The organism is Amycolatopsis sp. NPDC058278, assembly GCF_042881395.1.
GTDB lineage: Bacteria > Actinomycetota > Actinomycetes > Mycobacteriales > Pseudonocardiaceae > Amycolatopsis.
Genome location: NZ_JBHVXZ010000008.1, coordinates 40901 through 63527, shown reverse-complemented (window position 1 = coordinate 63527; position 22627 = coordinate 40901). Strand labels below are relative to the sequence as shown.

Genomic DNA, 22627 nt, shown 5'->3' with positions numbered 1-22627 from the left:
GTGAGCGAAGGCGTGGAAGAACTGCCTCCACTCGAGAACCCCTACTCGCCGATGGCCGTCGCCCTGGTGACGGAGTTCTACTCCTCGGACAACGACTACCCCACGATCCAGACCGACGCCGTCCGCCGCGCCCTCGCCTACCTGTCCGAATGCCTGGCCCCCGACTCGAAGCGCACCCGGACCGGCCAAGGCACGGTCCTCGCCGTCGTGGGTGACTACGGCACCGGCAAATCGCACCTCGCGCTGCGGCTGGTGCAGGAAGCCGGGATCCTGCTCGGCGATCCCCACCGGGCGATGTACCTCGAGGCCACCGCCAGTACCTTCGTCGACCTGTACCGCAGGTTCGTCCGGCGGCTCGACCGGGACTTCGTCCGGACCAGCGTGAGCGACTTCTACATCGACGTCGTCACGTCGTCGCTGCAGGACACCGGGCTCAGCGGCACCATCCTGGAGTGGCTGGAAAACCGTGAGCTCAATCCCCAGCAGGTGGTGGAGCGGCTGGGACTGATGGAAAGTTCCCTGCTTCGCCGGGTGCACGAGAACCTGGCCCAGGTCACCGACGACGAAACCTTCGGCACCGCGCTGACCCTGCTGCTGCGCAGCGGGTTCGAGGACGCGGTGTGGGACTGGTTCAGCGGCGCCGCTCCGGCGGAGGTCCTGCGGGAGCGCGGGATCACCACCGCGATCGACACCGAAACCGCGGCACTGGCGGCCCTGGGGGTGTTCGCGCTCCTGTTCGGCAGTCACCAAGGCCGGTTCGTGCTGGTGCTCGACGAGATGGACAAGGTCTTCTCCGCGCAGCGCCGGGAGGACGAGGACGTCCAAGCGGCGTTCCAGGAGCTGATGCGGGTCTTCTCCAAATCCGGTGCCTGCCTCGTGCTCGTGGGCCTGCCCGACTTCCTCCGCGTTCTCCAGGCGAGCGTGCTCGAACGGGTCGCCCACACCGTCGAACTCGATCCGCTGGAAGCGGACGAGGTCCGGCAGTTCATCGAGCTGGCGCAGGACAGCAGGCTCGCCCCGTTCACCGAGCAGTCGCCGCGGTACGTGCGCGACCTGTCCGGCGGCAAGGCCCGTGACGTGATCCGGCTGTTGCGGGCCACCTACGCCACGTGGGCCGACGCCGCGCGGGTGAGCGGGGACCGGAGATCGCCGGTCACCGAGACGATGATCCGCGGCGCCGCGCACCGCCAGTTCGGGTCCCGGCCGGGGGACGACGTCGAAGCGGCGGTGACCGGGGTGCTCACGGCCCACGGGTGGCCGTTCCGCCGCCGGCACCGGCTCGGCCCGCCGGGGAGCGAGCCGGTCGACTTCTGGGTCACCTTCCCCGGCCGGGCGGGCGGGTGCGCGATCCTGCTGACGCGCTCGGTGCTCGACGAGCGCGACGTGCAGGTGCTGAACCGCAGGCTCGACGACCTCGCCAACCTCGACGATCCGGTGGAAGCCCTGATCGTGATCAACGGGGTGCTGAACGACGCCGTCGCGGAGCAAGTGCGGACGCCGCTGACCGGTGAACTGCTGCGCTCCGTCGATCCGGCCTTCCCCCACCAGCTGGCGACGCTCCTCGGTATCGCCAACGACCGGCTCGAAGCGCTCACCGGAGACTCTTCTTCAGCCCTGGAGCTCCGGTTCACCCAGCTGAGCCGGCAGCAAGCCAGTCTGCACGGTTTCCTCGAGCAGCTGAGCGAGCAGCTGGACGACGCCGCCGCGGCCTCCACCCGCGGGTTCGCCACGGTGCTGCAGGACCTCGCCGCGCTGGGCCGGGGAAGCACGGACTCGCCGCACCGGCTGCCCGACCACGTCGGCGAGATCTTCACCGACGCCACCGGCACGCTCGAGGACCTGGTGCAGCTCGGTCCCATCCTGACCGGGGCCTTCGGGGCCACCGAACGGCAGTCGATCGACGAATTCCGGACCTTGGCCCGCGGCACCGAGTTCTTCCCCGCGGCGGGCACCGCTCTCGTCCTGCGCCGGATCATGGACGGCTTCCGCGCGGCGGTCGAAACGTGGTACGGCCGGATGGCCGCGGATTCGCCCCAGTCCCCGGCGCAGGCTTCGGCGGAGTCACGCGCCCAGCTGGACCGGTTGTGCCGCGCCTACGACGAAATCTGCAGCCAGGTGCCCGCGTTCCGGCTCGGCCCGCTGACGAGCGTGGCCGCGCGCAGCCGGACGGCCGGGGCCCGCGAGACCTCGCTGACCTACGTGCAGGACGTCGTCGAGAACCTCAGCCCGCGTGTTCTGCGTGCGGTCTTTCGTTCGGCCGCTCCGCAGCCGTAGCCGGCTTCGGCCGCGCTAACCGGTGCCGCCGGTCCCACAGCCCGTTCGCGGCCGCGTGCCACAGGTTCACGACCAGGATCGCCGGGCCCACGGTCGCCACCGCGGCCGGCACCACGGGCTCCAGGACGAGCGCGAGCACCAGCGCCGTCAGCCCGTTCTGCTGGCCCAGCGCCAGCCGCATGCGATCCGCGCGCCAGACCCGGGGCGCGGTCAGCGCCAGCGCGACGACGATTTGCGCCCCGTACGCGGCGGTGCCGAGGACGATCCCCGGTACGATGCGGACTCCGTCGGCCAGGACGAGCCCGACCGCGAACGCCGCCAGCACCAGGCACCCCGTGACCGCTCTGTCGAGCGCCACACCGAACCGGGGCCGCAGGAAAAGCCCGGTGACGGCCAGCCCCAGCAGCAGGGACCACTGGACCGCGGCCGCCCCGCACGCCAGGAGCAGCACGACTTCCAGGCCCGCGCGGACCCGGACGGCGGCCGGCGAAGGCGCCTTCCAGCCGAGAACGAGCCGCCGGACGAGCCACACCGCGACGACGAGGGCGGCGTTCGCCGCGAAGTTCACCCCGGCCGCGGCGAGCCCGGTGGGCAAGACGGCCGGGCTCGCGCCCGAGCCCGGCACGAGCACGCCCGTGAGGTAAGCGGTGAGCAGCACCGTGATCGGATCGTCGAACGCCGCCCACGCCGCCAGCAACGCCTTGCCCTGCTCCGACATGCGTGATTTCGCCCGGACCGCGGCCACGGAAAGCGGGTCGATCTGCGCCACGGCGATCGAAAGCAGGAAAACGTACGGTTCGCGGTAGAACGCGAACATCACGGCGGAGATCAACGCCGCTTTGAGGATCACCCCGAACGTGACGGCGGTGACCACCGTTTTCCACCGGGTCCGGAATTCCGCCACGTCGATTCCGTGCGTGCTCGCGTACAGCCCGATGGCCAGCAGAATCGTGACCGCAAGGGGATAAGCCCGTGAGTGGGCCACATCGAGCCCGGTACCGGCGGCCAGCAGGATGCCCAGCACCAACGCCGGAATCAGAGCGAGCGCGCGTCGTGTTCCGATCATCGGTACCTCCGGGCCGGGGAGGAACGTCCAGCGTACTGCGCAGGCCGCGGCAATGGCGACTTCTCACCCGCGGTGACCAGCCGAACTATCCGATCCGGCTCATTTTTCACGCGATCCCACTCCGACCGGGCGAAACCGGCGGGCCAGTTCGGCCATCCGGTCGTCGACGGTGCTGACTTCGTCCTGGTTCAGCGTGACCCCCATCAGGAACCGGCCCGCCCCGAGCCGGTAGTAGTAGACGGCGCCCTGCTCGACGTCGAGCACGAGCCGGTCCAAGAGGCCGCCGACGACGTCCGCGGCGGTCCGGTTGAACCGCGCCGCCACGTCACCGACCTCCCGGCTGAGCCGGTGGTAGAAGGCGCGGCGCACGGGGATGGTGATCTGCTGGAAGTACGGTCCCAGCACCGGATCGGCCAGCCGGTCGAAGGTGAGCACCGGTTCGCAGTTCGCGCAGAACGCGACGAAGTGCAGATCCGGCGCCCGGATGTACTCGCGCAACGAGTCACGGGCGAAGGCGAGTTCTCCGTCCGGCAGCTTGTCCGCGGTGCGGTGCCGGATCTCGGTCACCGTCTCCCCCGAGTCCTCGGCGGCCTGCCGGCCGGCGCGCCCGGTCGTCTCCCAGCCGCCCGGGTTCGCCGTGGGCAGCTGGGCCAGGGCGCGCAGCCGGGTGGCCAGCATCGCCACCGCCTGGTCCGCCGAACGCACCGCGGGCTGCTCGGTGAGGATCGGCTGCCGCTCTTCCGCCTCGTCCGCACCGAGGGTCAGCGCGAGCCCGAACAAGTGGGCGTCGGGAACCACCGCGTCGCAGAACGCGGCGGCGTTCCCTCCGTGCAGGACCACCCGGATCAGCCCGCCCGTGCGCGCCTCCGCGAGGATGCGGTCGAGGCGCATCGTGAGGTGGCAGAACTGCCTGCCCAGCAACCGGAGCCGGTCCCGCAAGGCACTCGCCTCCGGCTCCGCGAGGCGGTCGACGCCGAAGTCGTACACCCCCCGCCGGTAGTGGGCGAGGAAGCTCAACGCCGGTTCCGCCTCCGCGGCCGCCGTCACCTCCGCTCGTTCACGATCGAACTCGGCGCCGACGTGATCGGCGTGGTTCTCGTGGACAGCCACCGATTTCCTCCGGCCGGGTTCAGATGTGCGGGATGTCTACGTCGTGCGCTCGCCAGCCGCGGTACTGCCCGGCCTTGGCCAGCTCCTCGTCGTGGGTGGCGACCGCGGTGAGCGGATGTTCGTCTCCCAGGTGCTCACGGCAAGCGAGCCCGGCCTCGGTGATGCGCCGCGCGGCCGCTTCGCCTTCCCCGCGCGCGGCGAGGGCCCACGCCCGGTCGACGGCGGCGGCCAGCGACCACGGGTGCGCCGCCCCGAGCCGGGACACCAGGACGTCGAGCGCCCCGCTCACCTCGCCGCTTCCTCGGTCGTGCTCGCCCGCGGCGACCAGCGCCAGGCCGAAGGTCAGCCGGGCGAGTCCGGTGAACGGGTGGTCCTGCGTGTAACCGGCCTTGGTCCGCAGGCCGTCCAACGCGATTTCGGCGAGGTTCACGGCGCCGGCGAGATCGGTCCCCGTCGCCCGCAGCGTGGCCGCGTTGCTCAGCGCACAGCCCATCGTGGCGGGGTGGTCGTCCCCCAGCAGCGTCCGGTACCCCGCGTACGCCTTCTCCATCTGGCTGCAGGCGCCTTCGGCGTGCGCGGCAGTGCCGGCGCCCGGGCCGGTCCGCTCCGCGATGGCGAGCTGCCGCAGGGCGATGAGCTCGTACAGGTTCAGCCTCGGTTCGAGGTCCGCCAACCGCCCGATGGCTTCACGCAGGACGTGGACGGCGTCCCGGCGGTAGCCCAGTTCCCGCCGGTAAGCACCGACCGTCACGAGCGCGGACCACACGCTGGAATCGTTCCCGTACAGGCGCTTCCGCCGTTCGTACTGCTCGGTGGCGACGGTGTGGGCGCGCTTCAGGTCTCCGTTGAGGAAGAGCGATCCGGCCGCGTTGCTCGCCGCCATCTGCGTCTCGGGGTGGTCGTCGCCGAGTGCCTCCCGCAAGCCGTCCCAGGCGCTGAGGTCTTCGACGAGGCCTTCCGCGAACTTGCCGAGGCTGCGCAGGTCGCCACCACGCGCGCGGGCGGCGAAGAGGGTCTGCGGGTGCGTGAGCCCGCGTTGCCGGCGCAGCCTGCCGAGCACCGCGTCGTCCAGGCGGAGCGCCTCGGCCGTGTTGCCGACCGCGCGGTGGAGGTTGGCCACCTGGAGCGCCAGCCGCATCCGCAGGAGGTCGCTCTGGCCGAATCGCCCGGTCCAGTCGCGGAGCACCTGTTCCGCGTACGGCAGCGCCTCCCGCTGGACCTGGGTACCGCCGCTGCGGTAGTAGAACCGGACCTGGGCGACCAGCCAGCGCCGGACCCCGTCGTCCTCGCTCCGCACTGCTTGCGAGGAGAAAACGTGCTTGTGCAGCTCGAGGAAGCGCTCGGTGTAGTAGCTCTCCTCGGCCTCCACCTCGGTCGGCGCGTAGCGCGCCAGCACCCGCAACGCTTCCGCCCGGTACCGGGCTTCGGCTTCCGTCCCCAGTGAGCGGCGGACACCCCCCTGCACCACCCGGTGGATCTGCAGGGAACCGGGCCGCGCCCAGCTGACCCGGAACAGTCCCAGCCGTGCGCCCAGGGAAAGCATCCGGTCGATTTCCGCGGCGTCCTGCCGGAGGAGGTCCGCGTCGGAGCCGGCGGCGAGCTCGGTCAGCCGGTCGATCATCGCGGTCGACCGGACCAGGCCCAGCCCGATGCCGTGCGGGGAGTAGCAGGAGCAGAGCCGGGCGAGCAGGGCGGTGCACCGGCCGAGCGACGATTCGTCCAGGGTGGCGACGAGGAGGTCGACGACCCGGGCGACCGTCGTGTCCGCATCCTCGTCCCGGTCGGCGGAAGTGCCCAGCCGGGCGCGGAACCGGCTGGCCGCCCAGGCCGCGGCGGACAGGACGCTCGAGCCCGCCCCGCGGTCGGCGCCGCTCATCTCGTTGAGCCACGCCCCGGCGAGCTCGAGCGCGAGGGGCAGGTGGCGCACCGCTTCGGCGACTTCCTGGGCATCGGCGAACGTGAGGCCGTTGACGCGGGAATTCAGCAGCCGGACGCTGTCGCGGCTGGAAAGTTCCGCGAGCTCGATCGCCGACGGTGGTGCCGCCGACCCGGTCACGATGACGTGCCCGTGCGCGCTTTCCGGCACGGTGCCTTCGAGCACCGCCCGGTCCTCGACGTTGTCGTAGATCAGGAGGAACCGCTGGAACTCCGGATCGAGCAGCCGATCGAGGGCCACGGTGTTGCCGTAGGTTCCCGAGGCGGGCCCTTCCAGGTGTTCCGCCAGGTTCGCCAGCGCGAGCAGGACCGATTGCCGGTCGGCGGCGGGGATCCACCACACGACGTCGTAGTCGCCGGCGAACCGGTGGGCGAATTCGAGCGCGAGTTCCGTCTTGCCGATCCCGGGTGGCCCGCTCAGCTCCTCCCGGCCCGCCCGCGCCACCGGCAGCCGGTCCCGCAACCCCTCCACCTCGGCATCGCGCCCGACGAACACCCGGCGGCGCGGCGGCAGGGACTGCAGCTTCCGCGCCCGTCCCGGAATGCGGTCACCCTCGGCCGGCCTGCTCCCCGGGCGCTCGACGAAGCCGAAATGCCGCAGCATGCGCGTGACGAGCCACTGCCCGTCCCGCGCGAAGTCGCCCGCGATCGTCGCCGCCTCGGGAAACATGTCGCTGGTCCGCCCGCTCCCGCCGGGCGCGAGGATCACCACGTCGACCTGCAGCCCGGCCCGCCGCGCCCGCGCGACCTGCGCGACCACCTCCGGGGCCAGCCCGGCCTCGTCGAACGCCGGGGTGCCGACCAGCACCAGGCCGAGCCGGCCGCTTCCGGCCAGCCACGGCTCCGCGTCCCGGAAGAACCGCGTGCTCGCGCCGGCCCGCTGGAGGTGCACGTTCACCCAGTCGGCCCAGGCCCGGTCGGGGGTGGCGTAGGAGACGACCACGCGGTCCTCCGCGCCGTCGTCCGGCACGGCCAGCCCGAACGCCTTGCGGTAGCGCCGTCGCACGAGGTCGGGCACCTCGGGCACCGACGTGAGCACCCCGTCGGTCAGCGCGGTGGCGAGACTCCCGTACCCCGCTTCCAGCCGCCCACCCGCCCCGGGCTCTTCGACGACGAAGTTGAGCACCGGGTCCACCGTGTCGTGGGTGCGATCGGGGATCTCCGGCACCTCGGCGAGGTGGAGAACGGCCGACTGCTCCTCGACCACGGAACCGAACTCCGCGGCGATGAGACCGCGTGCCTGCTTGGCCCGTTCGGGGAACCGGTCGCCGAACCGGGTCGCCAGCGGCAGCACGGCCGGTCCCGGCCGCCCGGCCTGCCGCACCCGGTCCACCAGTGCCCGGGCTTCGGCGACTTCCTTGGCACGCGTCACGAAACACACGACGACGCACCGGCACAGGACGCCGACGAAGCCGAGCATCAGGTCGTCCGCCCCCACCGGGCAGTCCACGAGGACGTCGTCGTACCCGGCGGCGAGCAGCTGCTCCCGCAGGCCGGCCGCGGCGGCCACGGCCGGGCCGGCCGCGGTCATCGTCACCACGTCGACGTACCCGGGCTGATCGAGGTGGGTGCAGCGCACGGCGGTCAGCGGTCCGGCTTCGCGCGGGTTCGACGGCTGGGAAGCGGCGAGCCACAGCTGCCTCGCCAGTGGCTGCGGGAGCTCGACCTGCTCGGAGGCGAACGGTCCCAGGAATTCGCGCTGCCCGGTGCCTGCCGGGCTCCAATCGAGGACCAATACGCGCCGGCCGGCGGCGGACAGGATCCACGCCAGGTTCGCCACGGTACTGGTGCAGCCCGAGCCCTCTTTCGCGGAGAGGAAGGCCGCCACATTCGGCTGCCTTCCCGCTCCCGGGGTCCCCGTACTCGATGGGCTGCTCATCACACTCCAGTCGCGAAAAGAGGACCGGGTATTACACGGCGCCTCACAGACCTGCTTTGTACGGCGCATCGTATCGGCCCGGAGAATCTTCCCCGGCACCGAGCGCACGTTCCAGAGAACAACGCAACACACAATCGGGCAGAGCTTGCAGTGCCTCCAGGTCGAGATCCGTGACGTCGAGAAGATCGGATTCGAGCAGGTTCTCGTCGGCCATCGACGCTGCCGCCCCTCGTGCTGCCGCTGATGGTTTCCATCATAACCGGGCGTCCGTCACTCCAGAGAAGGATGAACCGTTCGGTGGATCGAGCTGCCGCCAGAAAGATCAATCGGCGTCGGCGGTCTCGCGATCACCCGGACGAGCGTGTTTCATTGATCAGGAGGAAAAGAGGCGCTATGGAGGAGATCGTCCGAGCGGCCCCGTTGGCATTTCGTCAATTCATCCTCAAGCTGCACGGCCGGTGCAACCTGGCCTGCGACTACTGCTACCTCTACACCAAAGCCGACCACGGCTGGCAGCTTCGCCCGCGGGCCTTGTCGCCGGAGCTGGCCGACCGGACCGTCGCCAGGATCGCCGAACACGCCGCCGCGCACCGCGTGCCGACCCTGGCTGTCCTGCTGCACGGCGGCGAGCCGCTGCTCGGCGGTCTTCCGCTCGTCCGGCGGATCGCGGACGCCTTGCGGGACAAGGTGCCCGCCCGAGTCCGGCTCTCGATGCAGACCAACGGAACCCTGCTCACCGAGGCCACCCTGGAGGTGCTGAGCGAGCTGGACGTCGGCGTCGGCGTGAGCCTCGACGGAGACCGGATCGCCCACGACCGGCACCGCCGCGGGCCCGGTGGGCGCGGGAGCCACGCGGACACGGCGGCCGCGCTGCGGCGGCTGAATTCCCCCGCTTTCCGCGAGATCTACCGCGGGGTGCTGTGCACCATCGATCTGCGCAACGATCCCGTCGCCTGCTACGAAGCCCTGCTGGAGTTCTCTCCGCCCCGGGTGGATTTCCTGCTCCCGCACCACACCTGGGACGCGCCACCGCCGGGCGCGGGCCGGTACGCGGATTGGCTGATCCGCATCTTCGACCGCTGGTACGGCGCGGACCGGCGCGAAACGGGGGTGCGGTTGTTCGAGGAGATCATCCACGTGCTGTTCGGCGGCCGGTCCGCCGTCGAAAGTGTGGGCGGCCCGCCGTCGGCCCCGTTCCTGGTGGTGGAAACCGATGGTTCGATCAGCCGCTCGGACATTCTTGCCTCCGCTGCCGAAAACGTGGCGAAAACCGGTCTGCGCGTGGACCGGGATCCGTTCGACGCCGCACTCCCCGGTGCGGCACCGCCACCACTGAGCGCGAGCTGCCGGGCGTGCGACCTGGTGCGGGTGTGCGGCGGCGGGCTCCCGGCGCACCGGTACCGCTCGGGCAGCGGTTTCGACAATCCCTCGGTCTACTGCGCGGACCTCTACCGATTGATCGCGCACATCCGGGCCCGGCTCACCGCCGACCTCGGCGCGTTGCGCGGTACCCGATGAGAGCGGTCCCGTTCACCCTGCGGCGGGCCCAGTTCGCCGCGCTCGCCCGGGGCGGCGGGGGCCCGTCCGTGGTGCGCCTGCTCGCCGACGCGCGGCTCAGCCGCACCCTCCACCTGATCAGGCACCTGGCCGGCACGCAGAATTCCGCGGCGTCCGCCCTCGCCGTCCTGGCTCGCTTGGAAAAAGCGCGGGCCGGGTCCGTCGGCCGCGTGCTCCGTCACCCGTCGGTGGGCGCCTGGGCGTTGCGAGTGGCCACCCGGGGAGAACCCGCGGTACCGGGCCTCCAGCGGGTCATCCTGGCCGCGGCCGTCCACGCCCGCGTTCCGGTGACGGCCGACGTGCCGGGCCGCGACGTCGCGATTCCGGGAATGGGCACGGTCCTGCTCGCCGAGCCGGGCAGGATCACGGTGACACCGATTCCGGGCGGCACGCGAATCGGGCCGGTCACGATTCCCCTCGACTGGCGCCGGTCGGCCGACCACTGGTACCCGCTCCCCCGCGTCACGGTCGGCGCCCGGGACCGGCCCGTCACATTCCTCCTGGACGACTGGTCCGGTGCGGACGAGCCGCCCGCGATGGTCCCGGACACCGCCGCGGTCCCGGCCGTGTGGCAGAAGGCGCTCGGCGCGGCCTGGCAGGTGCTCAGCCGCCACCACCCCGGCACCGCGGACGAGCTGCCGTGGGCGATCAAGGTGGTCACGCCCCTGCGCGGCGGGAAGTCCAGTCCGGTGAGCGGCACCGCCGACGCGGCGTTCGGGTGCGTCTTCCTTTCCCCGCCCGCCGATCCGGTGACCGCGGCCGCGAGCCTGACCCACGAGCTCCAGCACACCAAGCTCATCGGGCTGACCGACTTGTTCCCGCTGGTTTCGCCCGGCGCGGATCGCCGGTACTACGCGCCGTGGCGAACCGATCCGAGGCCGGCGAGCGGCCTGCTGCACGGCAGCTACGCATTCGCCGGGGTCGCGGCTTTCTGGCGGAAACAGCGGCGAGTCCCGGCACCGCCGGCCGACCGGCTGTTCGCCGAAACGGAGTTCGCGCGGTGGCGGAAAGCGGTGGCCGAGGCACTGGCCGAGCTCCGGGCCGGAGACGAGCTGACCGACCTGGGCCGGCAATTCACCGATTTGCTGGCGGAGACCGTCACCGGCTGGCTCGCCGAACCGGTCGGCCACAACGCCGCGGCCGCCGCGGGCCGGCTGGATTCGGATCACCGCGCCGCCTGGCTCGCGGTGCACCGGACCGCCTGAAAGCTCCGCGAGGTGTGTCCGCCCGGCCGCTTCCACGAGGTGGGTGGCGTGCCCGCCGTCGCCCCGCGGCCCAGAGCATCCGGCGCCACAGCGACCGGGCACCGGGAAGTGCTTGAAGGCGCAACTAGATGCGAGTAGTAGTGGTACGAGGACCGAACGAGTCCGTTCACTCTTCAGGGGAGAAGCAATGCCACTTGGTTTCAGCCTTCCGGTGTTCGGCAAGGCGGCGGCCACGCCGGGCGGGATCGCGCGGTACGCGCGCGAGGCGGAACGGGCCGGCGCGGCCAGTCTCTGGGTCGGCGACCGGCTGCTGTCGCCGGTCGCCCCGGTGGTGCCGTACCCGGGCTACGACACCATGCCCGAGGAGTTCCACACCGCGCAGGACCCGTTCACCGCGCTGGCCGTCGCCGCGGCCGTGACCGAAACCGCGGTCCTCGGTTCCAGCACCATCAACGCGACGCAGTACCAGCCGGCCAACTTCGCCCGGATGCTGACCAGCATCGACGTCGCGAGCAACGGCCGGCTCCTCCCGGGGCTGGGCATCGGCTGGTCCCCCGACGAGTACGCGGCCGTCGGCGTGCCGATGTCCGAGCGCGGCAAGCGGCTCGACGACCTGCTCGACCTGCTCGAGACGTGGTGGACGAAGGACACCGTGACGCACGAGGGCGTCGGCTACCGGATCGCGGAGTCCGACGTCGCCCTGAAGCCGGTGCGCAAGCCGCCGGTCCACCTGGCCGGCTTCGGCGAGAAGTCGCTGCGCCGGGTCGCCGAGCGGGCCGACGGCTGGCTCCCGGTCTGGTCGGTGCCCGAGCAGTTCCCCGCCGACGTGATCACCTCGACCCTGGCCAAGCTCCGCGCCGACGCCGAGCGGGCCGGCCGCGACCCGCAGGCGCTGGGGGTGGCGCTGCGGGTGAACCCCGACCCCGGCACGGACGCGGAGGTCATCGCCGAGTCGGTCACCAAGATCGTCGAACTGGTGGCCCCGGACCACACCTTCGTGGACCTCACCTACCTGACCGGCAGCATCGAGGAGCACCTCGACCTCACCGGCCGGCTGCTCGAGCTGACCGCCAAGGGCTGACCGCCGGCGCGGGAGCCCTCGGCCCGGCGGGCTCCCGCGCCGTGGTGTTCACCCTCCGATGAGCGGGGCGACCGGGTCCGAAGTGGACCGCGGTACGGCGCCGCGCCGGAGGAGCGAGGCGAAGGCGACGAGCAGGAGTGCGGCGCCCAGCGGGATGAAGTTCTTGTCGAGCAGGGGCAGGACGACCTCGGCGAGGACCAGTACCGGCGCCCACGGCTTCACCCGCCGCCCGCCGGCGATCCCGGCGAGGAACCCGGCGGTGGCGAGACGGGTCCGGCCGGCGATCGTCCACATGGTCCGGCAGGCGTGGGCGAAGAATCCCAGCCCCACGAGGAAGACCAGGTGACCGGCGGTCCACGCCCGCCCGGGACAATCGGGAAACCCCCGGGGGGTAACCCCGGACTTCGGCTCACTCTTCGTCGCCGGTCGTCCACCGCCGAACAACGAACTCCGAAAGTTTCGGCGAGAAATACGTTCTTTTCGAAACGGAACTCCGGCGGGGAATAACCACGATTCCGGCTCGGCTTTTGGTTGAAGTTTGTCCGGATCGGGGATAAGCTGCTGCCACCCTGGGAGCGCTCCCACATGAACCACCACCGCTCGATCATCCGAGAATGGAGGCTCATCCATGCGTAGGCGCAACTTTTCCGGGTCCGCTACCGGACGACGGGGCCTGATCGCCCTGGTCATCGCCGGGCTGGCCGGCCTGTTCGTCGGGGTGCCCGCCGCCTCGGCGCACGGGACCATCGTCAGTCCCCCCACCCGGGCCTACCAGTGCTGGAAGGACTGGGGCAGCCAGCACACGAACCCCGCCATGCAGCAGCAGGATCCCATGTGCTGGGCGGCTTTCCAGGCCAACGCCGACACCATGTGGAACTGGATGAGCGCCCTGCGGGACGGGCTGCACGGCAACTTCCAGGGGGCGACGCCCGACGGGCAGCTGTGCAGCAACGGCCTGGCGCGCAACAACTCCCTGAACACCCCCGGCCAGTGGCGCACCACCAGCCTCGGCAGCACCTTCTCGATGCACCTGTACGACCAGGCCAGCCACGGCGCCGACTTCATCCGGGTCTACGTCAGCAAGAACGGCTACGACCCCACCACCCAGCGCCTCGGCTGGGGCAACCTCGACCAGGTCACGCAGACCGGCCGCTACGCCCCGGCGAAGGACATCACCTTCACCGTCCAGACCTCCGGCGGTTACCGCGGACACCACGTCGTCTTCACGATCTGGCAGGCTTCGCATCAGGACCAGACGTACATGTGGTGCAGTGACGTGGACTTCGGCTGACCACAGTGCGCCGTGCCGCATTGAACAGAGCTCGCTCTGTTCAATGCGGCACGCCGTGTTCTTTTCTGACCGATCCTGAGCGTTTCGCTTCGAAAGCCTGGCCGCTCGCCGGGGCCGGGTGTTAACCAGGGTCTCGAACATTTTCCGGCTGCGCAGGATCCGGGAGGAACGAGCCGATGAGACCGACCCACTCCGCGCTCCGCAGGACGCTGTCCACGGCGTTGCGGTTCTTGGCGCTGTCCGCGCTCGCCGGCGGGCTGCTGACCGCCGTCCCGGCGCAGGCCCAGGCGTCCACTGCCGGGCTCAAGGGCGTCAACTGGGCCGACACGCGGGACAACTTCGTCAACGGCGTGCTGTACGTCTCCGGGCTCGGTGCCTCGGACACGTACTCCTCGGCCGCCGCCACGGCGAACCAGGTCGTCGGCCAGCTGTATTCGATCACCGGGGCGAGCACGGTCCGGATGCCGATCAACGAACCGACGGTCTCCGGCTACTGGGGCACCTACACCGGGGCGATCGACACCGCGCTCACCAAGGGCAAGGTGATCCTGGCGTACTGGGCCTACACCGGGGGCAAGCCGACGGACACGGGCCGGTTCCAGCAGATGTGGGACACGGTCGTCGCCAAGTACGGCAGCAACCCGAACGCCTACTTCGAGGTCATCAACGAGCCGTACGCCTACAGCGCGGGCGACCTGAACAACTTCTACACCGCCTGGCTGAACCGGTACCCCGGCGTGCCCCGCGACCGGGTGATCCTCGACGGCGCCGGCCTGGCCCAGAACGTGCCCGCGGTCGGCGGCGACCGGCGGCTCGACGGGACGCTGCTGGCGGCCCACGACTACTCGTTCTTCGCCGGCTACGAAAGCGAAACCGAGTGGGCCGACCACATCGGCGGCTACATCGGCGCGTACGCGGACCGGACCGTCGTCACCGAGTGGGGCGGCCCGATGTCGCCCGGCAGCAAGAACGGCGTGCACTACGACTCCCTCGACTACAGCATCCCGAGCGGATCGTTCTTCGCCGACTACATCCGGGGCGTCAGCGGGAAACTGCGGAGCCTGGGCGTGGGCAGCGTGTACTGGCCGGGCCTGCGCGACGGCGACTGGTACAGCATGACGACCAAGGCGGGAACCGGCCCGGGCATCAAGCTGTCGCTGTCGAACGCCAGCGGGCTGACCCGGCTGCGGTACGCGTGGGGCATCGGCGACGGAGGCGGCACGTACGTCCGGATCGTCAACGCCGCCACCGGGCTGTACGTCGACGGGCTGGGGCGCTCCTCCAGCGGCTCCGGCACCGGCCAGGCGAGCGGCGACCCCGCCCGCTACGACCAGCAGTGGGTCATCGAGAACGCCGGCAACCGCGTGCGCATCAAGAACCGCGCCACCGGCCTCTACCTGGACGGCGCGGGCCGCACCACCAACGGCGCCGTCGTGAGCCAGTACGCCGCGAGCGGCAGCGCCAACCAGCTGTGGTCGGTGGTGACCGACGCGAACAACGTGCGCATCCGGAACAGCAGCACCGGCGAGTACCTCGACGGCATGGGCCGCACCGCCAGCGGCACCGACCTCGGTCAATACGGTGACAGCAGCAGCACCAACCAGCGGTGGCGCATCGTCGCCGCCGGCTGAGCCCGTCACCCGGACGGGGCCGGTGTTCCGGTCCCGTCCGGCCTTTCTGCACCGCAACGTCGCATTTGCCCGCTCATCGCTTCACATCCGCATGTTTTGCGGAGCGCAAGGGCGTCAAACCGTGACCGAGCCGTCCGGCGGACACCGCCGTCGCGGAAGGGAGCGGAGCGATGCGAGCACTGACCGTGGTGCCGGAACAGCGGGGGTCCCTGCGGACCGGCACGGTACCCGAGCCGCAACCGTTGCCGGGCGAGCTGCTCGTGCGGGGGCTCGCCCTCGGCGTGTGCGGCACGGACAAGGAGATCGCCCGCGGCGAGTACGGCTGGGCGCCACCCGGCCGGGACCGCTTGGTGCTGGGACACGAGTCACTCGGCCAGGTGATCACCCCGGCCGCCGGCTTCGCCGAGGGCGACCTCGTCGTCGGGGTCGTCCGGCGCCCCGACCCGGTGCCGTGCGGCGCGTGCGCGGCCGGGGAGTTCGACATGTGCCGCAACGGCCGCTACACCGAGCGCGGTATCAAGGAGATCGACGGCTACGGCAGCGAACGGTGGACCGTCGAGGCGGATTACGCGGTCCGCCTCGATCCCCGCCTGCGGGACGTCGGCATGCTGCTGGAACCCACGACGGTCGTCGCGAAGGCGTGGGAGCAGATCCAGCGCGTCGGGGAACGCGCCTGGTTCGAGCCGCAGCGGGTGCTGGTCACCGGCGCGGGCCCGATCGGGCTGCTCGGCGCGCTGCTGGGCGTGCAGCGCGGCCTCGACGTCCACGTCCTCGACCGCGTCACCGGCGGCCCCAAGCCCCGGCTCGCCGAGGCGCTGGGCGCGACCTACCACCACGACCCGGTCGAAAAGGTGCTGCCGTCGCTCGAGCCCGACGTCGTCCTCGAGGCCACCGGCGTCGGTTCGCTGGTGTTCGACGCGATGGCCGGCACCGGCTCGTACGGCATCGTCTGCCTGACCGGCGTCTCCCCGGCCGGCCGGAGCCTCACCGTGGACGCGGGGACCATCAACCGCGAGCTCGTCCTCGAAAACGACGTCGTCATCGGGTCGGTCAACGCGAACCTGCGCCACTACCGGGCCGCCGCCGACGCGCTCGGCCGCGCGGACCTGGACTGGCTCGGCGGGCTCATCACCCGGCGGGTGCCCCTGGACCGGGCGGCCGACGCCTTCGAAGCGCACGACGACGACGTCAAGGTCGTCATCGACCTCGACGGCGAGCACTGATCGCCGTGGCCCCGATCGAGGACTACGCCCTGCTGGGCGACCTGCACACGGCGGCGCTGCTCTCGCGCGACGGCGCGATCGACTGGCTGTGCCTGCCGCGCTTCGACTCCCCGGCCTGTTTCGCCGCGCTCCTGCACGACGAGCACGCCGGCACCTGGCGGCTCGCCCCGGCCGGCGGCGGTCCCGCGACCCGGCGTTCGTACCGCGGCGACTCGCTGATCATGGCCACCGAGTGGGACACCCCCGACGGCACGGTCCGCGTCCTGGACTTCATGCCGCCGCGCGGGGAAGCCGCGGACCTCGTCCGCATCGTCGAAGGCGTGTCCGGCCGGGTACCGATGCGCATGCTGCTGCGGCTGCGGCTCGACTACGGCGCCGTCACCCCCTGGGTGCGCAACGAGGACGGCGAGTTCGTCGCGGTCGCCGGGCCCGACGCGATCCGGGTCCGCACCCCCGTGCCGCTGCACGGCGAGGACCTGGCCACGCACGCCGAGTTCACCGTGGCCGCCGGGGAGCGCGTCCCGTTCGTCCTCACCCACCACGCCTCCTACCGGCCGCGCCCGCGCTTCACCGACGCCGAAGCCGCGCTCGCCGACACGGAACGCTTCTGGGCGGAGTGGATCGGCCGCTGCCGGTACGAGGGGCCGTGGCCGGACGCGGTCCGGCGCGCGCTGATCACGCTCAAGGCCCTCACCTACGCCCCGACCGGCGGCATCCTCGCCGCCGCGACGACGTCGCTGCCGGAACAGCTCGGCGGGTCGCGCAACTGGGACTACCGCTACTGCTGGCTGCGCGACGCGACCTTCACCCTGCAGGCCCTGATCGGCACCGGCTACCACGACGAAGCCCGCGCGTGGCGGGAATGGCTCGTGCGCGCGGTCGCCGGGGACCCCGCCGACCTGCAGATCATGTACGGCCTCGACGGCACCCGCCGGCTGCCGGAGTCGACGCTGGACTGGCTGTCGGGCTACGAAGGCGCCGCCCCGGTCCGGGTCGGCAACGCCGCGGCGGACCAGTTCCAGCTCGACGTCTGGGGCGAGGTCCTCGACGGGCTCCACCTCGTCCGCGAAGCCGGGCTCCCGACGTCCCACCCGGCCTGGGACCTGCAGCGCGGGCTGCTCGACTTCCTCGAAGGCCACTGGGACCAGCCGGACAACAGCCTGTGGGAGGTCCGCGGGCCGCGCCGGCACTTCGTCCACTCCAAGGTGATGGCCTGGGCCGGCATCGACCGCGCGGTGCACACGGTGGCGGCCCACGGCCTCGAGGGCCCGGTCGAGGACTGGCGGGCCCTGCGCGAAAAGATCCACCAGGACGTCTGCGCCCACGGTTACGACGCCGATCGCAACACGTTCACCCAGTTCTACGGCTCGCGCGGCCTGGACGCGGCCCTGCTGCTCATCCCCCGCGTCGGTTTCCTGCCGGCCGGCGACGCCCGGGTCCGCGGAACGGTGGACGCGGTCCGCGCCGAGCTCGCCCACGGCGGTTTCGTCCGGCGCTACGACCCCGACGCGGACGGCGGCGTCGACGGACTGCCCGGCGGCGAGGGCAGTTTCCTGGCGTGCAGCTTCTGGCTCGCCGACGCCCTCCACGCGACCGGCCGCACGAGCGAGGCCCGCGGGCTGTTCGAGCAGCTGCTGGGGCTCCGCAACGACGTGGGGCTGCTGTCGGAGGAGTACGACACCGCCTCGGGGCGGCAGGTGGGGAACACCCCGCAGGCGTTCAGCATGGTCGGGCTGGTCAACACGGCCCGGCAGCTTTCGGGTTCGGAAACCGGCACCAACGCCCCGGGCGAGCACCAGCGTCCCCTGGACGATTGATGCGTAACTCGGTCAGTGGTCGTAGGCGGTCAGGGATCGGGTGATGGGTTGGCCGGTGGCGGTAGGACGGCCGGATCAGCCGGACTCCGCGCTCGGTGAGGAAGCGGTCCAGTTCGGCGGAGACGTAACCTTTGTCGGCGATGATCGCGATCACCCCGGTGGTCATGCTCGGCACCGTCCTCGCCACGCTGCTGAAGCGGGCTTCTCAGCCGCGTTCGGCAGCGGCGGCGAACATCCCGGCCTCGTAGGACCCGCCCTTCTGGTGCACGATCACGGCGAGCCGGTTGGCGGCGTTGATCAGGGCGACCAGCGAGACCAGCGCGGCGACCTGCTCGTCGTCGTAGTGCTCGCGCACCCGGGCCCAGGTCTCGTCGGACACGCCTTCGGCGGCGTCGGCGAGCCGGGTGCCCTCCTCGGCGAGGGCGAGCGCGGCCCGCTCGGCTTCGCTGAAGACCGTCGACTCCCGCCAGGCGGCGACGAGCGCGAGCCGGACCGCCGTCTCGCCGGCCGCGGCGGCTTCCTTGGCGTGCATGTCGAGGCACCAGCCACACCCGTTGATCTGGCTGGCCCGCAGGCTGACCAGTTCACGGGTGAGCTTCGGCAGCGGCGACCGGTCGATGACCTGCCCGAGGCCGGCGAACCGCTTCGCCAGCCGGGAGCCGGTGTCGGTGGTGAACAGGTCGATGCGGGGTTCCATGGGTTCGTCCTCCGGTGTCCTGGGGTGGGAACGACCTCAAGACACCGGCGGGCCGGAGCTTGTGACAGTCAGACCTCCGGGTCGGCCCCCTGGAGCTCGACGCGGTGCCGGAGGTAGCCGTCGGGGTGGGTCCGCGCGAGGTGCACCGCCTCGGCGACCAGCGGGTGCAGCTCGGCGGGGTAGCGGGCCGGGTCGAGGGTGAGCCCCGGCAGCACCCACCGGCGGACGTCGAGGTCGTCGTTGGCGACGAACTCGCGCAGGGCGGCGCGGTTCCAGCGGTCCTGGAGGTCGTCGAGCGGCTCGAGCGTGGCCCAGTACCAGGCGCGGGCCGCCCCCGCGCGTTCCGGGTTCGTGCCGGTGGCGAGGACTTCGAGGAGCGCTTCCTGCGTCCGGCGGGCCCCGAACGCCCGGCGGAGCGGCTCGACGAACTGCCGGTTGAAGCTGGGATTCGGGTCGTGGACCGCGGCGCGCACGAGCGCGGCGAAGAACGGCTCCGGGAGGTCGGGGTAGTCGGAGTACCGGTTGCCCAGCGCGCCACGCAGGACGACGCGCTGGTCCTCCTCGCTCTCGCCGGCCTCCGCCGTCCGGGCGGGGAGGTGGACCCGGCACAGCTCGAGCAGCTCGGCCAGGCAGTGCGGGAAGCCGTCGCCGGTGGCACGGCCCGGCAGGGGCATCAGGTTCATCGTGTCTTGTCCTTCGTTCCGGGCAGTTCCGTCGTTACCCGGATGTATCACCGCTCCTTCCCGCGTGCTCGGAGAGGCGAGGGTGCTACGAATCGAGGAAGGGATCGACATGTCCGCAACGTTTTCCGGGGGACGAAACCGGCTCCTGCGCAAGCTGGGTGGCGTCACCGTCGCCGCCGCGCTGTCCGCCGCACTGATGGCCGTCACGTCCGGGGTGGCCCACGCCTCCCTGTCGCAGGTCCAGGACGGGTTCGAGGTCAACCCGCAGTCGTCGTGGCTGGTCGCGACCGGGGGTTCCGCGTCGGCCGGGTTCGACATCGGGGCCGGGACCGCTCGCTCCGGCCGCAACAACGGCTGGCTGTTCGCCACCAACGGCTGGGCGTTCGAGGGCTTCTGGGTGCCCACGAACTCGGTGCCGGGCAATGCTCAGTGCGCGTCGCAGTTCCTCATGCAGACGGCGGGCGGGGCGCAGGTCGGCATCGAGATCTGGGACGCCTTCGGGCACCTGCTGTCCAGCACCTACCCGTGGCTCAACGGCAGCGGCGCCTACCAGGCGGTCAACACGGCCCGGTGGAACCTCAACGGCGTCAACCCGGTGTTCGTCAAGGCGATCATCGGGGCGAACGGCTCGTCCAGGTTCGTCCGGCTCGACGACATGACCACGCAGTGCTACTGGTGATCGGGCTGTACCATCACTGCCGATGAGCTGGGCGGGGTGGAAGGTGCGGTTGCGGGAGGTCCGCCCGGCGGATCACCGCACCCTGATCGGGTTCGACCGTGATTCGGACCGGCAGATCGGCGGTTACCGCCACTGGGCAACGCACCGCGGCCCGGCGGGCGACGACTTCCACTTCGCGATCGAGACACTGCACAACCGGACGCTGGTCGGGTCGATCTGGATCCAGGCCGACCCGGCCAGCGGCCACTTCAGCTACGGCGTCGGCATCGGGCCCCAGTACCGCCGCTGCGGCTACGCGGCCGACGCGGTCACGGTCCTGCTGGCGTACATGTTCGAGCTGCGGCGGTACCGCAAGTGCGAGGTCAGCATCAACGGGAGCAACTTCGCCTCGCTGGCGCTGCACGGAGAGCTGGGCTTCCGCGAGGAGGGCCGCCCGCGGGACACGGAGCTGCGCCGCGGAGAGGTCCGGTACCCGGTGCTGATGGGCCTCACGGCGGAGGGTTTCGCCGCGCACCAGCCGGCCTTCATGGCCTCCCGCGGCCCGGTGCGCCCCTGGCGGGGACGGCATTGGCGAACACCCCGCCGGGGACGGCACTGGCGCACCGAACACCTGCGCCCGGCCCGCTGAAGCGCACGCGATTCCGGCTCAGCGTGCGAACGCCGCCACCGAGCCCGGCGGCGCGGACGTCGCCGGGGTGAAGCTCCCCACCACCGGGTCCGGGCGGTCGCCCATCCGGGCTTCCACCCGCCGCAGCAACTGCCCGTTGTCCGGGCGATCCGGCCCACCGGCGTCCCGAGGATCTCCAGCCGCCCTTCGTCGGCGACGGCCAGGCCCAGCAGCAGGCCGAGCAGGGCCCCGACCGGCCGTCACCGGGCCGGTGAAATGTCGGGGTCAACCCTTGGTCGGCCATCAGGCAATCCACTGTGGAGGATCGGATGGTGGCGCGGCGGGGTGCAACCGCCGCGCCACCTCCCGCACCGTCAGCCCGGGGCGACCGCCCGCCCCGTCTGCGGTGAGATCATCCCGGCGCAGAGCCCGCGACCGGCGAGCGTCTGGGCGATGCGCGGGATCGCGGACAGCGTGTTGGCCGGCCATTCGTGCATCAGGATGACCTGCCCGTTCGTGAGCCGGGCGTTGGCCGCGACGATCGCGTCCACACTCGCGTTGTTCCAGTCTCCCGAGTCGACGTCCCAGATGATCTGGCGGAGGCCGTACCTGGCCTCGACCGACTGGACCGTCGCGTTCGTTTCCCCGTACGGCGGGCGGAACAGCCGGGGCGTACCGCCGCCCGCGGCCGAAATCGCCTGCTGGGTCCGGGAAATCTCGGAATCCACCTGGGCCTGGCTCTGCTGGGTCAGGTGCGGGTGCGTGTAACTGTGGTTGCCCACCCACATCCCCGCGCTCACCTCCGCGCGGACCTGCGCCGGGTACGCGGCCGCGTACTGGCCCTCGTTGAACATCGTGGCCCGCAACCCGTTCTGCCGCAACGCGTTCAGAATGGCCGGGGTGTGGGCGTTCGACGGCCCGTCGTCGAACGTCAGGCCGACGTACCCGTTGCACGCGGCGGCTTGGGCCGGCGTGACGGCGACCGTGCTCGCCACGGCGATGGCCGCCGTGGCCAGGAGGGTGCTCCACACGCGCATGGTCAGCCCACCGTGATGTTGGAGTTGCCGCTGCTCTGGTAGCCCTCGGTGGCCAGGATCATGTAGTAGTTGAAGCTGCCCAGCCGCATGCCGGCGCGGCCCCACGCGTCGAAGTGGTTGCCGGTGGTGATGGTGCCGCCGGTCCGCCGCTGCTGGCGAACGCTCCAGTACTGGTTGAACGTCTTGTTGCCTTCGACGGACGGCGCGTTGTAGCGGGTCGTCTGGTAGATGTCGTACGTGCCGCCGTCGCTGGTCACGCTGCCCTTGTACGTCCCGGTCGGCCGCCAGCTGCCCCAGTTGTCGACGATGTAGTACTCGACGAGCGGGTTGGACGTCCAGCCGTAGAGCGCCAGGTAGCTGTTGCCGGAGGGGTTGAAGCTGCCGGAGTAGTTCACGTTCCGCCGGCTGCCGTTGCTCCAGCCCTTGCCGGCGACGAAGTTGTTGACGTTGCTCCAGTTGGTCCGGTAGTTCCCGCCGGAACCGAGTGTCATGGAGACCGAGCCGCCACCGGCGGTCCAGAACGAGTAGTAGTACCCGTTGTTGTTGCCCGTCTGGTTGGTCGTGATGACCGTGTCGGCCCAGGCGGTGCCGGGCAGGAATGCGGCGATCAGCGCAAGGACGGCGCCGCCGGCGAACACCCTGCTGCGGCCGCGTTTCTTGGTGAGCATGCTTCCTCCTCGTCGAGGCTGGCAAGCGAGCCAGGATGGCCAAAGCATGCGAGTGGTTCTGCTGGTCAGGCAATAACTTTCGGAAAGTTTCGATGATCCGCGGCGCGGGGGGGGGCGGCCCGGGCCCCCCCCCGGATGCCACACCGCCACGCCCCCAGCGGTGGAAGGGCCGGGGCCCGCCGCCCCC

General features: G+C 71.4%; 19 protein-coding genes. 10 read left to right on the top strand and 9 right to left on the bottom strand.

Going from position 1 to position 22627, the window contains the following annotated elements; genetic code table 11:
- Nucleotides 1-2274, top strand: a complete 2274-nt coding sequence (locus ACFVYA_RS06060) for a hypothetical protein (RefSeq protein ID WP_387042934.1) — start codon at nucleotides 1-3, stop codon at nucleotides 2272-2274.
- Here ACFVYA_RS06060 and ACFVYA_RS06055 read toward each other — a convergent pair.
- The 4 genes from ACFVYA_RS06055 to ACFVYA_RS06040 form a co-directional block, all read right to left on the bottom strand.
- Nucleotides 2222-3340, bottom strand: a complete 1119-nt coding sequence (locus ACFVYA_RS06055) for a hypothetical protein (protein WP_387042932.1) — start codon at nucleotides 3338-3340, stop codon at nucleotides 2222-2224. The genes ACFVYA_RS06060 and ACFVYA_RS06055 overlap by 53 nt on opposite strands.
- A gap of 99 nt (nucleotides 3341-3439) precedes the next feature.
- On the bottom strand, nucleotides 3440-4450 hold the full coding sequence (locus tag ACFVYA_RS06050; RefSeq protein WP_387042930.1) for a hypothetical protein: 1011 nt from the start codon (nucleotides 4448-4450) through the stop codon (nucleotides 3440-3442).
- A gap of 19 nt (nucleotides 4451-4469) precedes the next feature.
- The gene (gene fxsT / locus ACFVYA_RS06045) at nucleotides 4470-8213 is read right to left on the bottom strand and encodes an FxSxx-COOH system tetratricopeptide repeat protein (protein WP_387042928.1); all 3744 of its coding nucleotides are present in this window, start codon (nucleotides 8211-8213) and stop codon (nucleotides 4470-4472) included.
- 94 nt (nucleotides 8214-8307) lie between these two features.
- Nucleotides 8308-8478 carry a hypothetical protein gene (locus ACFVYA_RS06040; protein WP_285988759.1) on the bottom strand — a complete coding sequence of 57 codons (171 nt, stop codon included), beginning with the start codon at nucleotides 8476-8478 and terminating at the stop codon, nucleotides 8308-8310.
- Nucleotides 8479-8657: 179 nt separating this feature from the next.
- On the opposite strand from ACFVYA_RS06040, the gene ACFVYA_RS06035 reads away from it, so the two are divergent.
- From ACFVYA_RS06035 to ACFVYA_RS06025, 3 genes are all read left to right on the top strand, one after another.
- Entirely contained in the window at nucleotides 8658-9782 is a 1125-nt protein-coding gene (locus tag ACFVYA_RS06035; protein WP_387042926.1) for an FxsB family cyclophane-forming radical SAM/SPASM peptide maturase, read from the top strand.
- Nucleotides 9779-11026: an HEXXH motif domain-containing protein gene (locus ACFVYA_RS06030; protein ID WP_387042924.1), complete on the top strand. Its 1248-nt coding sequence runs from the start codon at nucleotides 9779-9781 to the stop codon at nucleotides 11024-11026. The genes ACFVYA_RS06035 and ACFVYA_RS06030 overlap by 4 nt, the downstream gene beginning before the upstream one ends.
- Before the next feature lie 187 nt (nucleotides 11027-11213).
- Nucleotides 11214-12107 carry a TIGR03619 family F420-dependent LLM class oxidoreductase gene (locus ACFVYA_RS06025; RefSeq protein WP_285988756.1) on the top strand — a complete coding sequence of 298 codons (894 nt, stop codon included), beginning with the start codon at nucleotides 11214-11216 and terminating at the stop codon, nucleotides 12105-12107.
- A gap of 48 nt (nucleotides 12108-12155) precedes the next feature.
- Here ACFVYA_RS06025 and ACFVYA_RS06020 read toward each other — a convergent pair whose 3' ends face one another.
- Entirely contained in the window at nucleotides 12156-12437 is a 282-nt protein-coding gene (locus ACFVYA_RS06020) for a hypothetical protein (RefSeq protein ID WP_387042922.1), read from the bottom strand.
- A 298-nt stretch (nucleotides 12438-12735) separates the two neighbouring features.
- On the opposite strand from ACFVYA_RS06020, the gene ACFVYA_RS06015 reads away from it, so the two are divergent.
- From ACFVYA_RS06015 to ACFVYA_RS06000, 4 genes are all read left to right on the top strand, one after another.
- Nucleotides 12736-13398 (top strand): lytic polysaccharide monooxygenase, encoded by a 663-nt coding sequence (locus tag ACFVYA_RS06015; protein WP_387042920.1) that lies wholly within the window; start codon nucleotides 12736-12738, stop codon nucleotides 13396-13398.
- Nucleotides 13399-13574: 176 nt separating this feature from the next.
- Nucleotides 13575-15029: an RICIN domain-containing protein gene (locus tag ACFVYA_RS06010; protein ID WP_387042918.1), complete on the top strand. Its 1455-nt coding sequence runs from the start codon at nucleotides 13575-13577 to the stop codon at nucleotides 15027-15029.
- A gap of 170 nt (nucleotides 15030-15199) precedes the next feature.
- Nucleotides 15200-16252: a glucose 1-dehydrogenase gene (locus ACFVYA_RS06005; RefSeq protein ID WP_387042916.1), complete on the top strand. Its 1053-nt coding sequence runs from the start codon at nucleotides 15200-15202 to the stop codon at nucleotides 16250-16252.
- 5 nt (nucleotides 16253-16257) lie between these two features.
- Nucleotides 16258-18069: a glycoside hydrolase family 15 protein gene (locus ACFVYA_RS06000; RefSeq protein WP_387042914.1), complete on the top strand. Its 1812-nt coding sequence runs from the start codon at nucleotides 16258-16260 to the stop codon at nucleotides 18067-18069.
- A gap of 205 nt (nucleotides 18070-18274) precedes the next feature.
- Here ACFVYA_RS06000 and ACFVYA_RS05995 read toward each other — a convergent pair whose 3' ends face one another.
- Both ACFVYA_RS05995 and ACFVYA_RS05990 read right to left on the bottom strand, forming a co-directional pair.
- Nucleotides 18275-18766: a carboxymuconolactone decarboxylase family protein gene (locus ACFVYA_RS05995; RefSeq protein ID WP_285988749.1), complete on the bottom strand. Its 492-nt coding sequence runs from the start codon at nucleotides 18764-18766 to the stop codon at nucleotides 18275-18277.
- 68 nt (nucleotides 18767-18834) lie between these two features.
- Nucleotides 18835-19449 carry a hypothetical protein gene (locus ACFVYA_RS05990; protein ID WP_387042912.1) on the bottom strand — a complete coding sequence of 205 codons (615 nt, stop codon included), beginning with the start codon at nucleotides 19447-19449 and terminating at the stop codon, nucleotides 18835-18837.
- Between the two features lie 109 nt (nucleotides 19450-19558).
- Between ACFVYA_RS05990 and ACFVYA_RS05985 the strand changes: the two genes are divergently transcribed.
- Together ACFVYA_RS05985 and ACFVYA_RS05980 are read left to right on the top strand one after the other, a co-directional pair.
- Nucleotides 19559-20128 carry a hypothetical protein gene (locus ACFVYA_RS05985; RefSeq protein ID WP_285988747.1) on the top strand — a complete coding sequence of 190 codons (570 nt, stop codon included), beginning with the start codon at nucleotides 19559-19561 and terminating at the stop codon, nucleotides 20126-20128.
- Nucleotides 20129-20150: 22 nt separating this feature from the next.
- Nucleotides 20151-20756 carry a GNAT family N-acetyltransferase gene (locus ACFVYA_RS05980; protein ID WP_387042910.1) on the top strand — a complete coding sequence of 202 codons (606 nt, stop codon included), beginning with the start codon at nucleotides 20151-20153 and terminating at the stop codon, nucleotides 20754-20756.
- 353 nt (nucleotides 20757-21109) lie between these two features.
- On the opposite strand, the gene ACFVYA_RS05975 is transcribed toward ACFVYA_RS05980, so the two are convergent.
- Together ACFVYA_RS05975 and ACFVYA_RS05970 are read right to left on the bottom strand one after the other, a co-directional pair.
- Nucleotides 21110-21772 (bottom strand): polysaccharide deacetylase family protein, encoded by a 663-nt coding sequence (locus ACFVYA_RS05975; RefSeq protein ID WP_387042908.1) that lies wholly within the window; start codon nucleotides 21770-21772, stop codon nucleotides 21110-21112.
- 2 nt (nucleotides 21773-21774) lie between these two features.
- Nucleotides 21775-22440 carry a glycoside hydrolase family 11 protein gene (locus ACFVYA_RS05970; RefSeq protein ID WP_285988744.1) on the bottom strand — a complete coding sequence of 222 codons (666 nt, stop codon included), beginning with the start codon at nucleotides 22438-22440 and terminating at the stop codon, nucleotides 21775-21777.
- Nucleotides 22441-22627: the final 187 nt, after the last annotated feature.